8 protein-coding genes and 1 pseudogene are annotated in these 12,618 nt (G+C 71.5%); 4 read left to right on the top strand and 5 right to left on the bottom strand.

All coding sequences use genetic code 11. The annotated features are described in order from the left end of the window. Both NS283_RS10935 and NS283_RS10930 read right to left on the bottom strand, forming a co-directional pair. Positions 1–329, bottom strand: a pseudogene (locus NS283_RS10935) (hypothetical protein); the annotation flags it as partial. A 213-nt stretch (positions 330–542) separates the two neighbouring features. Then, a complete protein-coding gene (locus NS283_RS10930; RefSeq protein WP_058596895.1) occupies positions 543–1,343 on the bottom strand; it encodes an inositol monophosphatase family protein in 801 nt (266 codons plus the stop codon). A 61-nt stretch (positions 1,344–1,404) separates the two neighbouring features. On the opposite strand from NS283_RS10930, the gene NS283_RS10925 reads away from it, so the two are divergent. Continuing rightward, a complete protein-coding gene (locus tag NS283_RS10925; RefSeq protein ID WP_058596894.1) occupies positions 1,405–2,985 on the top strand; it encodes a phytoene desaturase family protein in 1,581 nt (526 codons plus the stop codon). Positions 2,986–3,136: 151 nt separating this feature from the next. Next, positions 3,137–4,636: an HNH endonuclease gene (locus NS283_RS10920; RefSeq protein WP_058596893.1), complete on the top strand. Its 1,500-nt coding sequence runs from the start codon at positions 3,137–3,139 to the stop codon at positions 4,634–4,636. A gap of 61 nt (positions 4,637–4,697) precedes the next feature. Here the strand turns inward: NS283_RS10920 and pdxR are convergent, their stop codons facing one another. Continuing rightward, the gene (pdxR, locus tag NS283_RS10915; protein WP_058596892.1) at positions 4,698–6,143 is read right to left on the bottom strand and encodes a MocR-like pyridoxine biosynthesis transcription factor PdxR; all 1,446 of its coding nucleotides are present in this window, start codon (positions 6,141–6,143) and stop codon (positions 4,698–4,700) included. A gap of 81 nt (positions 6,144–6,224) precedes the next feature. Between pdxR and NS283_RS10910 the strand changes: the two genes are divergently transcribed. After that, positions 6,225–6,899 carry a pyridoxamine 5'-phosphate oxidase family protein gene (locus NS283_RS10910; RefSeq protein WP_081317383.1) on the top strand — a complete coding sequence of 225 codons (675 nt, stop codon included), beginning with the start codon at positions 6,225–6,227 and terminating at the stop codon, positions 6,897–6,899. A gap of 49 nt (positions 6,900–6,948) precedes the next feature. On the opposite strand, the gene NS283_RS10905 is transcribed toward NS283_RS10910, so the two are convergent. Then, positions 6,949–10,401, bottom strand: a complete 3,453-nt coding sequence (locus NS283_RS10905) for a bifunctional proline dehydrogenase/L-glutamate gamma-semialdehyde dehydrogenase (protein WP_058596891.1) — start codon at positions 10,399–10,401, stop codon at positions 6,949–6,951. A 99-nt stretch (positions 10,402–10,500) separates the two neighbouring features. Between NS283_RS10905 and NS283_RS10900 the strand changes: the two genes are divergently transcribed. Beyond that, a complete protein-coding gene (locus NS283_RS10900; protein WP_058596890.1) occupies positions 10,501–11,388 on the top strand; it encodes a LysR family transcriptional regulator in 888 nt (295 codons plus the stop codon). A gap of 3 nt (positions 11,389–11,391) precedes the next feature. Here NS283_RS10900 and aztD read toward each other — a convergent pair whose 3' ends face one another. Then, complete coding sequence (gene aztD, locus NS283_RS10895) at positions 11,392–12,603, bottom strand: zinc metallochaperone AztD (protein WP_058596889.1); 1,212 nt, start codon at positions 12,601–12,603, stop codon at positions 11,392–11,394. Between the last annotated feature and the right edge of the window lie 15 nt (positions 12,604–12,618).

Raw genomic sequence — 12,618 nt, 5'->3', positions numbered from 1 at the left:
GCATCGGCGTCGGCGTCGGCGGAGGAGGACTCGGATGCCAGGACCTCGACGCCGGCCTCGGCGGGGCGCTGCTCGGAAACCGGGGTCACCTCGGCCGCACGGGTCGACCGGCGGCGGGGAGGGAGCGTGGGCTCGATCGTCGCCGCGATGACCGTCTCGACGACGGCCGCGGCGACCTGCTCGACCATGGCCGACTGGCCGGCCACCTCGGCATCGACCGGGGCGGGTTCGCTGGGGGTGGCGGCATCCGGAGTCGACTCATCCAGGACGGCGGGAGCTGTGCGGCGGCGCATCTCGGCCCGCGTGAGCTGCGGGGTCGAGGCGGGCACGGCGGTGGGTCGACTGGATCGCCGGGTGCGGGCGGGCTCAGTCTCTGGGGCTTCTGACGGCAACGCGCGATGGCTCTCGTGTCGTGTCGCAGGCGCGACGGCTTCGGGCTTTCGGGGCTTCTGCCATTTCCGCTTGTTCGGGTCGCGAAAATAACGATCGGGTAAACAGACTAACCCGACGGGACTGTGAATGCCATGAGTACGGCCCCGATCTCACCTGTCGTAGTCGAGCAGCTCCTCGAGGCGCGGGAAGAACGCGGGGCCCGCGGCGATGACCATTCCCTTGCCCGGACGGCCTCCGGGAGCACCGCCGAGCACCCCGCCCGCCTCCTCGACGAGGAGCGCCCCCGCCGCGTGATCCCAGGGATTGGTGCCCTTCTCGTAATAGGCATCCATTCGTCCGGCGGCGACCGAGGCGAGGTCGAGCGAGGCGGCCCCGATGCGTCGCACGTCGCGCGCGATGGGCATGACGCGGCCGAGTTGCGCGAGGGTGGGCGCGTGCGTGGCGGGGTCGTATCCGAAACCGGTGGCGACGAGACCTCCCGCCTCCCCCACATCGTTCGTCACCGCGAGACGCGTGTCACCGAGCCAGGCGCCCCCGCCGCGTGAGGCGCGGAACATCTCGCCGGTCAGGGGGTTGTAGACCGCCCCGGCGAGCGCGACCCACTCGGCCGGATCGGCGGGACCCTCGACGGCGGCGATGCTGACCGCCCACGCCGGGATGCCATAGGCGTAGTTGACGGTGCCGTCGATCGGGTCGACGACCCACGTGACCCCGGTGGCGCTCTCCGTGGCCGCGGACTCCTCGCCGAAGAACCCGTCCCCCGGACGCACGCGCTCCAGCTCGGCGCGCACGAACGCCTCGACCTCGCGGTCGGCGGCGGTGACGATGTCGGCAGCGGCCGATTTGGTCGCGGCGACCGTCACTCCTTCTTCTCGGCGGCGACGTGCGAGGTCACCGGCCTCTCGGGCGATGCGGGTGGCGATGTCGAGCAGTTCCGCGGCGAGGGTCATGGCATCCACGCTACTGCGCCACCCCCTCGGTCGAATCCGTCGTCGTCGTTAGCGTGGGGGCATGACCGCTTCGGAAACTCGCCGGTACGACGTCGTCATCGTGGGAGGAGGGCACAACGCCCTCGTGGCCGCGGCCTACCTCGCCCGGGCAGGGCGATCGGTGGTGGTTCTCGAGCGAGCGGATGCCGTGGGCGGCGCCGCCGTATCGGAACGACCGTGGGCGGGGGTCGATGCACGCCTGTCGCGGTATTCGTACCTGGTGAGCCTGCTCCCGCAGAGGATCATCGACGACCTCGGCCTGCGGATCGACCTGCGGCGCCGCCGATACTCGTCGTACACGCCTGATCCGGCGGATCCGTCGCGCGGCATCCTGATCGACACACAGGATGCCGAGGCGACCGCCGCCTCGTTCACCCGGACGTTCGGCGACGCCCGCGAGGCCGAGCGGTACGCAGCGTTCGGAGAGCGACTGGCGCCGCTGGCGCGCGCGGTCTTCCCGACCATGACGGAGCCGCTGCCGACCGAGGACGAGGTCCGGGAACGGCTGGGGGACGACGAGCTGTGGTCCGCCCTGACCTCGCGACCACTCGGCGACCTGCTGCGATCGTCGTTCGAGAGCGACCTCGTCCGCGGGATCGCGCTGACCGACGGGCTCATCGGGACCTTCGCGTCGTCGGACGATTCGTCGCTCGATCAGAACCGTTGCTTCCTCTACCACGTCATCGGCGGCGAGACCGGCGACTGGGACGTCCCCGTGGGCGGGATGGGCGCCGTCACGGCCGAGCTCGAGCGGGTCGCGCGCGAGGCGGGAGCCGACATCGTCACGGGGATCGACGTCGTGTCGGTCTCGCCCGACGGCGAAGTGCACGGCGTGACCGACCGGCCCGAGGTGTTCTACGGCTCACTGGTGCTCAGCGGTGTCGGAGAAGCAGTGCTCGCGCGGCTCCTGACCGCCGGCGGGACGCCCACCTCGGTCGACGAGCCGGAGGGGGCACAGGTGAAGGTCAACATGCTGCTGTCGCGGCTTCCGCGTCTCCGCGATCGCTCCGTCTCGCCCGAGGCGGCGTTCGCGGGCACCTTCCACGTCAACGAGACCATGACGCAGCTCGACTCGGCCTTCGTCGCGGCGACGGGAGGGATGCTGCCCGACCCGCTGCCGCTCGAGATCTACTGCCACTCGCTCACCGATCCGTCGATCCTCGGCGAGGAGCTGCGCGCGAGCGGGGCGCAGACCCTGACGCTGTTCGGCCTCCACGTGCCGCATCGCCTCATCGACGGCGACGACCCCGTGGCTGCCGGCGCGCGCCTGTTGGCGGCGGCGCAGCAGTCCCTCGACGCGGTGCTCGACGAACCGCTGCGGGACTGCATCCTGCGGGCACCGGACGGCCGTCTGTGCATCGAGGCGCGCACCACGGCGGATCTCGAGGAATCGCTCAACATGGTCGGCGGGAACATCTTCCACGGCGGACTGTCGTGGCCCTGGCTGCCTGCCCCCGCCGCGACGCCGGCCGCGCGCTGGGGCGTCGCGACCGCTCACTCGCGCGTCCTGCTGTGCGGGTCGAGCGCGCAGCGCGGCGGCGCGGTCAGCGGGATCGGCGGGCAGAACGCGGCGATGGCGGCGTTGGAGATTCTCGCGGGGTGAGGAGGCGGGGCCGGGTCCGTGGGGCGTGGGCAACGGGGGCGTGGCCGGGGCTCGACTGCGATGCCCACGGCCCACGCCTACGCGGGTGAGATTCCGCGACAGCGGGGTGAGTTCGCCACAGACATTCGAACATAATTTCTATCGTGGAGACATGGCCGATCTCCTCGCTCCCCCCTCTCCCATGGGGCCGAGTCCCGACGACGGCGACCGCCTCCGCGCGCTGGTCGCCGAGATCCGCGCGGTCACCGCCGATGTCGCGCGCCTGCAGGCCACGCTGATCAGGCGGCGAGCAGAGGTCATGCAGATCGCGCTCGCAGAGGTCGCACGGGCAGGCTCCCGCGCGTCACGAGAACGCGAGATGCCGATCCGTTCGGCGGCTCTCGAGATCGCGGTGGCGACGAAGTCGCACGACCTGACCGTCCAGCGAGAGCTCGACGACGCGTACACGCTGACCGAGAAATTCAGCTCAACGGTCGATGCGCTCGAATCGGGTCGCATCACGCTCCGGCATGTTCAGGCGGTGCTCGAGACAGGGGTCGTCATCGACGACGACGAGACGCGAAGAGGGTGGGAGGAGGTCGTTCTCTCCCGCGCGGAACGAGACTCCCCGGCGCGCGTGCGGGCCTTCGCGCGCGAACTCGCGGAGAGTGTTCAGCCGGAGGGGATGACAACTCGGCATGCCCGCGCAGCACGAGCGCGGGGAGTGAGCGTTCGCGACCTCGCGGACGGCATGGCCGAGCTGAGCGTCATCCTGCCCGCGACCGTGGCCTATGGCATCCGGGACCGTCTGCGCCGACAGGCCGCGGTGATCCGGGCGTCGAGCAGAGCGGTGGCTGGAGATGGCGGAACCGACGAGCTCGCGACGGGCGGACCGTCTCACGCGAGCTCTGATGGCGACCCTGATTCGGCGACGGGCAGGCTCCCCGGTGACACCGCGACAGCGGCCGATCGCGCGACCGCTTCACGGGCGGACACCCCTCGCGCTTCCCCTGACGAGCGGACGCTCGCGCAGATCGGGGCCGATCTCTGCGCCGACCTTCTCCTGACGGCCGCTCCGACGATCGACCCGACGACCGAGGCGACGTGTCCCGGCGGGCTCGGCGCGATTCGCGCTCAGATCCAGATCACCGTGCCCGTGCTGACGCTCCTCGGGCACACCGACGCGGGTGCGGCCGTCGCCGGGCGAAGTCCCATCGACCCGGAGTCGGCACGGCACCTCGCTGCCCACGCTCCGGGGTGGGATCGCGTCCTGTGCGACCCCGTCACGGGCACGGTGCTCGAGGTCGACCGTTACAGCCCGTCCGCCGCCCAGCGCCGCTACCTCGCTGCGCGCGACCAGCACTGTCGCGCTCCGGGGTGCCGTGCACCGCTGACCCGGTGCCAGCTCGATCACAATCACGAAGCACAGCACGGCGGCGCGACCACGCTCACGAACCTGTGCCACCTGTGCGTGCGGCACCACACCCTCAAGACCGAGACGGCGTGGAGCGTGACTCAGGAGTCTGACGGCACGCTCCACTTCCGCAGTCCCCTCGGGCAGCGCGTGACCGAGACTCCGCCGCCGCGGATCATGTTCCTTCCGGATTCCGACGGAGCGGGCGAGGGCCACACGACAGGGACCTCGACCCCGCCGGACGCCGCGCCGTTCTGACCGGAAGCGACAACCTCGAACAGACGTATCCGGAAGCGAGGCGAGAAGTCTTGCCAGGCCGTCAGCGCGCCTCTATCCCTTCCTCTTCCCCTTCGTCGCCCGCGACATGTGCCCGGAGGACGTCGATCATGGCGCCGACCGCCTGCATCAACACGACGGTCGACGGCTCGGCGTACCCGAACACGAAACCCGCGGGAAGCGGCGCAGACGCAACGCCAGCCGCATACCGTGACAGCGGTTCGACCCGCACACCGCTCTCAGCCATGCCGGCCACGATCGCGCGCTCCGTGTCGAGTCCCTGTCCGGGGAGCAGGACCACGGCGTGCAGTCCACCGTCCGTCGCCACGAGTTCGACCCCCGGCACGCTCGCGAACGCCTCGAGCAGCAGCCGTCGGCGATGCCGGTAGTCGCGCCGCCGTCGGGCCGTATGGCGGGCGAGCGCACCCTCAGCGAGGTACAGCGCGAGCGCATGCTGCTGCACGAGAGAGACCGGGAGATCGAGGTCCTCCCGTGTCGCGCGGATGCGCTCACCCACCGCCCCGGAGGCAACGACCCACCCGCACCGCAGCGCCGGCGCCAGGACCTTCGACATGCTGCCGATCAGCACCACGCGCGACGGATCCAGGAGCGCCAAGGGCGGCAGGGGTGCCCGCCCGTGCGGGAACTCACTGTCGTAGTCGTCCTCGACGACGATCACGTTCTCCTCTGCGGCCCAGGCCAGAAGGACCGCCCGCTGTTCGGCATCCAGTCGGCTGCCCAGCGGGTAGTGGTGATTCGGCGTCACGATCAGCGCATCGAGATCGCGGTGCTGAGCGAGGGCGTCGAGAGCCAGCCCCGATCCCACGCGCACGGGGATCGGCACAGAGTCGATACCGAGACGCCGAAGGACCATGCGCACGCGAGGGTAGCCCGGGTCCTCGATGCCCACGCGGAGTCGCCCCCGACCGCGCTCGGATCCGAGCGCGAGCAGGGTCAGCAGCATCGCATCGCTCGTGCCGGCGGTGACGATGACGTCGTCCACCGCGACCCCGAGACCGCGGGTGCGCCCGAGGTGTCGCGCGATCTCGGTCCTCAGCGCGCGAAGGCCCTGAACGTCGTCGACATCCGACGCCGGATCGAGGGCTGCGGCCCGCCGCCAGGCCGAACGCCAGGCTGCGTCGGAGAGCCCCTCGGTGCGGGGACGACCGGGACTGAGAACGACGTCGTCATGCGACGCGGCCGCGGGGGCCACCGTCGACGCGGGTCGCTCGGCGGAACGGGGGACGACATCGGCGACGACCGTCCCTCCTCCCGGAATAGCGAGGAGGTAGCCCTCGCCCGCGAGGATCTCGTACGCCGCCACGACGGTTCCCCGTGCGACCCCTAGATCGGCGGCGAGGGCACGCGTCGAGGGCACGGGCTCTCCCCCTCTCACGCGCCCCTCGAGAACGGCGGCTCGCACGCCGTGCGCGATTTGCTCGTGCAGGGGCACGATGGAGCGTCGATCCAGGATGCCGAGGGAGATCACCGGGACAGTGTGTCACTGGTCCATCAGAAACGGTGTGAACTGGCCTATGTCCTAGACCAGTCGACCCGGTGGAATCGGAGGATGATCGACCTCCCTCTCACCGCTCAGACCCGCATCCGCCGCGAAGCCCACCACCAGGTCACCGACCGCGCGGCCCTGTACGACGTGATCGACGGTGCCCTCTCCGGCACCATCGCGATCGTGCGCGACGATCGCCCCGTGGCGCTCCCCATAGGCATCGGCCGCGACGGAGACGACCTCCTCATCCACGGATCGACCGGGAGCGACTTCTTCCGCCGGATCGCCGCGGGCGCGCCGGTGTGCGTGACGGTGACGCACCTCCTGGGTCTGAAGTACGCGCGCTCCCTCTTCGACAGCTCGATGCGATACCGGTGCGCGGTCGTGCACGGGGTGGCATCCGTGGTCCCCGCCGACGAGAAGGAGGCGGCGCTCCTGACGCTGTCTGAGCACCTCATGCCGGGGCGCGGCCTCGAGGTGCGGCCGATGACGACGCGGGAGCTGGCCGCGACGATGGTGCTGCGTATTCCGCTCGCCACGGCCAGCGTGAAGGACAACGCCGGATCGATGGTCGAGGAGGACGACGACGGCGAGGACCGCGCGGTCTGGGCCGGAACCCTGCCGCTACGGATGAGCGTGGGCGAACCGGTCACGTCCCCTCAGACGCGGGGAGGGACGCCGGTTCCGCCCTCGGTTCAACGGGCAGCCGCGCGGGTGACGGCCTCGGGCACGGCCTGAGCCGCGGCGGGTTCCGGCCCCGCGGCAATGCCCGACGGCGCGCGAGAAGTCAGCCAGCAGACACCAGCGACGGCACCGCGTACCGCCGCGGCGTTCCGAAGCGGTGCGCCGTGATCGACACGGCCTGCTCCCGCAGGAACGGCAGCAGCTCGACCTGCCCGGCGCGGGTGACCTCGCCCGCGTACACGGCCACGGAGGGCGAGCCCCCGGTGGCTTCCGCGACCGCGGCGATCGACCCGCCCAGCAGACGCACGCGGCCACCCGAACGCGCGAGACGCGCGGCGCGACGTCCCCACTCCGCGGCGTCCTCGACGGCGAAGCGGACGCTCGCTCCCTCGAGCCACGCGCGCACCGCGGGCGACAGCTCTCGCGCGGAGCTCACGACGACGGGGGAACCGGCGCGAATCCCCGCGGCGACGACCCGCACCAGCGCCGTCTCCGACGCCTCCTCCACCCGCACGGTCACCGGCACCGCCGCGTACCGCAGCACGTTCTGCTCCGACTCGAGCCCCGTCACATCGCGGGCGAGCGAGAACTCCGACGCCCACGCGGAGGCGTCGTTCGCGAGAGCGGATGCCAGCCACGCGCGGTCCGCGGCGGGCACGGCGGCGAGCGCCGGGGCGGCGAGTGCGTCCGGACCCGCGGCGGCCCCGCCCTCGGCATCCGCCCACGACCCGAACCCGAACAGGTAGTGCGGTCCGCCGGCCTTGGTTCCCGCACCCACCGCCGACTTCTTCCAGCCGCCGAAGGGCTGGCGCTGCACGATCGCTCCCGTGGTGCCGCGGTTGACGTAGACGTTGCCCGCCTCGATGCGCGCGAGCCACGTGTCGATCTCGGCGGCGTCGAGCGCGTGCAGACCGGAGGTGAGGCCGTACTCGATCGCGTTGACGATCTCGATCGCCTCGTCGAGCGTCTCGGCGGTCATGATGCCGAGCACGGGACCGAAGTACTCCGTCCGATGGAAGGCGCTGCCGGGCTGAACGCCCTCGCGGATGCCGGGACGCCACAGCCGACCCTCGTCGTCCAGGCGGCGCGGCTCGACGACCCAGCGCTGGCCGGGCTCGAGCGTCGTCAGTGCGGTGAGCAGCTTGCCCTGTGCGGGCTCGATGAGGGGGCCGACGCGCGAAGCCTCGTCCCACGGCATCCCGACCTCGAGCGAGGTCACCGCGTCGACGAGTTGGTCGCGGAAGCGGCGCGAGCGGGCGACGGAGCCGACGAGGACGACGAGGGATGCCGCGGAGCACTTCTGTCCGGCATGCCCGAACGCCGACATCGCGATGTCCTTCGCCGCGAGGTCGAGGTCGGCGCTCGGGGTGACGATCACGGCGTTCTTGCCGCTCGTCTCGGCGAGCAGCGGCAGGTCGGGGCGGAAGGAGCGGAACAGCTCGGCCGTCTCGTAGGCGCCCGTCAGCACGACGCGCTCCACGGCGGGGTGGGTCAGCAGTTGCCGGCCCAGATCGTTCTCGGACACCTGCACGAGCTTCAGCACCTCGCGCGGAACGCCCGCCTCCCACAGCGCCTCGACCATGACGGCACCGGAGCGCTCGGCGAGTGCCGCGGGCTTGATGACGACGGCGGAGCCCGCGGCGAGCGCCGCGAGAGTGGAGCCTGCGGGGATCGCGACGGGGAAGTTCCACGGCGGGGTCACGACGGTGACACCGACGGGGGTGAACCGTGCTCCGTCGACCGCCCCGAGCGCCCGCGCCTGCTCGGCGTAGTAGTGCGCGAAGTCGATCGCCTCCGACACCTCGGGGTCGCTCTGCTCGATGACCTTGCCGCACTCGGCGCCCATGACCTCGATGAGGTCGGCGCGACGCGCCTCGAGGGCATCGCCGGCGCGGTGCAGGATCTCCGCGCGACCCGCGGGACCGAGCGCGCGCCACGCGGCGGCGGCGTCCACGGCATCCTGGATCAGGGTGTTCAGGGCGTCTTCGTCGGTCACGGTGTGGGCGGCGATGGTCGCGCGGCCGAGGTCGGAGTCCCGCATGCGCGCCACGATTCCCGCGGCCCACCGCCGGTTCGCCGCGATCGCCGCATCGGAGTCCGGGGTGTTGCGGAACCCGTGCGACGACGCGGGAACCGCAGGCGCAGTTCGGTCCTGCACGCGGTTCGAGGCGGGAACGCCGGAGTGCATCTCGGCGAGGGATGCCAGGAAGCGATCACGCTCACGCGCGAACAGCGCCTCGTGCGTGTCGAGGTCGAACACCGCCGACATGAAGTTCTCGCTCGACGCACCTTCCTCGAGCCGTCGGATGAGGTACGCGATCGCGACGTCGAACTCCTGCGGGTGGACGACGGGCGTGTACAGCAGGATCGAGCCCACCGTCCGACGAACCACCGCCTGTTGGGCGCTCGCCATGCCGAGGAGCATCTCGATCTCGATGCCCTCCGCGACGCCCCGCCGCTCCGCCAGCAGCCAGGCCAGCGCGACGTCGAACAGGTTGTGTCCCGCGACGCCGATCCGCACGTTCTTCGTGTGCTCCGGCCGGAGCGCGTAGTCGAGCACCGCCTTGTAAGAGGCGTCGGTCGCCTGCTTCGACGGCCAGGTCGCGAGCGGCCAGTCGTGCACGTCGGCATCGACCCGCTCCATGGGCAGGTTCGCACCCTTGACGACGCGCACCTTGATGGGCGCGCCCCCGGATGCCACCCGCGCGGCGGTCCACTCCTGCAGGCGGATCATCGCGGCGAAGGCATCGGGCAGGTAGGCCTGCAGCACGATGCCGGCCTCGACACCGTGGAACTCCGGCTCGCCGAGCAGGGTCTCGAACACCGCGAGGGTGAGGTCGAGGTCTTTGAACTCCTCCATGTCGAGGTTGAGGAAGGTGCCGGTCTGCTTCGCCACGCGGTACAGCGGGCGCAGGGCCGACACGGCATCGGCGACGGCGGCGTCGAACGCCCACGGCGTGTGCGGGGCGACGGTCGACGAGACCTTGATCGAGACGTAGTCGACGTCGTCGCGAGCGAGGAGCTTGCGGGTACCCGCGAGCCGGCGCGCGGCCTCCTTCTTGCCGAGGATCGCCTCGCCGAGCAGGTTCACATTGAGACGGATGCCGTCGCCCCGGCCGCGGATCGCGGTGATGGCCGCGCCGAGCTTGCGATCGCTCGCGTCGACGATCAGGTGACGCACCATCGACCGCAGCGCGAGGCGGGCGGCGGGAACCACGACCTGCGGCAGGATCGGCGCAGCGAGAGCACCGAGACGGATCGCGGCCTTCAGGTGCAGCGGGAGGAACCCCGGGATGAGCGGCGTCAGCGCGGCGAGGTTGCGCGCGGCGACCCGCACGTCCTCGGGGCGCACGACACCGTCGACGAAACCGACCGTGAAGTCGAGGCCGTGCGGATCGCGCAGCACGCCGGCGAGACGCTCGGCCGAGACGTCGATGGGCTCTTCACGACTCTCGGCGAGCCAGCGGCGCACGAGGGCGATCGCCTCGTCGGCGAGCTCGTGCGGAGACACGAGGGCGGCGGGAGTGGCGGGGGCGTGCTGGTCGGTGAGCGACATGGCGATCCTTCCTCGGATGCCCTCAGTGTGCAGCCCGCATCTCATCGGGAAAAGCGATCAATAGCGATGGGTTATCTTCGATGAAAGCGAAGGGATGCCATGTTCGATCTGCGCCGTCTCCGCCTGCTGCACGAACTGTCGATCCGCGGAACCCTCGCCGCCGTCGCCGAGGCCCTCTCCTACAGCCCCTCGACGATCTCGCAGCAGCTCTCGCTCCTCGAGAAGGAGGCCGGTGTCCCGCTGCTCGAGCCCGACGGCCGCCGCCTCCGCCTCACCGCGCAGGGCGCGGCCCTCGCCGCCCATGCCGCGCGCATGCTTGCGGCCGACGAAGCCGCCCGCGCGGAGCTCGAACGCCTCCGCCCGTCCCTCGCGCCCGTGCGCGTCGCCGTCATGCAGTCCGCCGCCCACGGTCTGCTCCCCCGCACCCTCGACGCCCTCGCCGAGAGCGAGCCGGGGATGCGCATCGAGGTCGCCGAGCTGGCTCCCGAGGAGGGCCTGTTCGAGGTGGCCGCGCGCGGCTTCGACCTCGCCGTCGCCGAGCAGTACCCCGGCCACACGCGCGAGCACCGCGACGGCATCGAGCGGAGCCTGCTGGGGCGGGATGCCATCCGCCTGGCCGTCTCTCGCGACGATCCCGCGCGGCGGCTCGACGACCTGCGCGACCGCTCCTGGGTGATGGAGCCGGTGGGCACCGCCGCCCGGCAGTGGGCGACCCAGCAGTGCCGAGCCGCCGGGTTCGAGCCCGACGTGCGGTTCGAGATGGCCGACCTGACCGCGCACGTGCGGCTCGTGGCATCCGGTCACGCCGTCGGCATGATCCCCGACCTCGTCTTCGCCGGCGACGCTCCGGCGGTGCGGCTGGTCGACCTGCCGGGCGAGCCGCGCCGCGAGGTGTTCACGGCCGTCCGGCGCGGAACGGCCGACCGCCCCGGCGTACGCGCCGTGCGCGCGGCACTGCAGGTGGCGTACGACCGGGGCGGTCGGTGAGGATCAGCGGGTCAGCGCGATCTCATTCGGGGTGACGTCGAGCGTCGCACTCTTCACGACCTCGCCCGAGGTGAGATCGACCGCGTGCACGGCGTTCTTCGCCGGCTCGGTCACGTAGGCGATGTCGCCCGAGACCTTGATGGCGGGGTGGGCGTCCTGCCACTCGACGGGACCCTCCCACGCGCCGATGACGGGGAACGAATCGGTGAAGACGCCCTTCTCGAGATCGAACACGTGGATCGCACCGTCCGAGGCGAGGACGTAGCCGAGGTCTCCCGGACCCCGCGCCAGGTCGCGGAACGTGTACTCGGCACCCTCCGGCATGTCGACGACCTTCTGCGTCTTGGCGTCGGTGTCGATCACCGCGACGCGGTGCAGCAGGTAGCCCTCGGCATCCCGGTCGTCCTTGTAGTCGCCGAGCACGAGGGAGCTGGTGTCGGTGACGAAGATGTTGCCCATGCGACCGTAGGGCTGGTCGGGAGCGTCGACCTTGGTGATCTCGCCGTCGGCGTAGATCAGGGCGCCGTTCTCGCAGCCGAAGACGACGACCTCGCCCTTCGCGGTCCCCTCGCCGTGGACGCCCGGGCAGGTGGCGTTCTCGGCGACGGTGGCACCCGACGGGTCCTTCACGACGATGCCCGTGCGACCGTTGGCGTTGCCGACGGTCGTGACGAACGAGCCGTCCTCGAGCACGATCGACACACCGTGGTGCGCCTCGACACCCGCGATGGTCTCGACCTCGGGGAGCGCGTCCGTGGATGCCAGAAGGGCATCGGTGTCGAAGATCGTGGAGTCGCTCGTGCCGTCGGCGTAGAGCACCGTCGTGCCGCCGTGCGTCACGACGTGGCCGGGCTTGGATGCCGGGAACACGAGGTCGGTGAGCTCGGGCTCGGTGGCCGAGGTCCCGGCATCCAGTACCTGGAAGCCCTCACTCGTGGTGACCATGACGTGGCGGCCGTCGCCCGCGGGGTTCAGGCGCGTGAACTCCTCGGAGGCGACGTCGGCGAGGGTCTCGAGGCTCTCGCCGTCGAGCACGACGATGCCACCGGGGTACGACAGGGCGACGCGAGTACCGGTGTCGGCCGGGGCACTCGACGCGGGCGCGGCGGAGCCGGCACCCCCGGCGCACGCCGTGAGTCCGACGGCCGCACCGACCGCGAGCGCGAGCAGGCCCGCGCGGCGGAGGGGACCCGCGCGGAAGGAAGAACTGCGCATGTGATTTCTCTTTCT

The sequence above is a fragment of the Microbacterium testaceum genome (assembly GCF_001476285.1).
In the GTDB taxonomy this organism is placed as follows: Bacteria; Actinomycetota; Actinomycetes; order Actinomycetales; family Microbacteriaceae; genus Microbacterium; species Microbacterium testaceum_B.
The sequence above is the reverse complement of the archived record's forward strand: the minus strand, read 5'-3'. Positions and strand labels throughout refer to the sequence as shown.

What these genes read in the sequence shown, in the direction of transcription:
- NS283_RS10930 (WP_058596895.1), bottom strand. Translation starts at nt 1,343, where the DNA reads ATGACCCTCGCCGCGGAACTGCTCGACATCGCCACCCGCATCGCCCGA.
- NS283_RS10925 (WP_058596894.1), top strand. Translation starts at nt 1,405, where the DNA reads ATGACCGCTTCGGAAACTCGCCGGTACGACGTCGTCATCGTGGGAGGA.
- NS283_RS10920 (WP_058596893.1), top strand. Translation starts at nt 3,137, where the DNA reads ATGGCCGATCTCCTCGCTCCCCCCTCTCCCATGGGGCCGAGTCCCGAC.
- NS283_RS10910 (WP_081317383.1), top strand. Translation starts at nt 6,225, where the DNA reads ATGATCGACCTCCCTCTCACCGCTCAGACCCGCATCCGCCGCGAAGCC.
- NS283_RS10905 (WP_058596891.1), bottom strand. Translation starts at nt 10,401, where the DNA reads ATGTCGCTCACCGACCAGCACGCCCCCGCCACTCCCGCCGCCCTCGTG.
- NS283_RS10900 (WP_058596890.1), top strand. Translation starts at nt 10,501, where the DNA reads ATGTTCGATCTGCGCCGTCTCCGCCTGCTGCACGAACTGTCGATCCGC.
- aztD (WP_058596889.1), bottom strand. Translation starts at nt 12,603, where the DNA reads ATGCGCAGTTCTTCCTTCCGCGCGGGTCCCCTCCGCCGCGCGGGCCTG.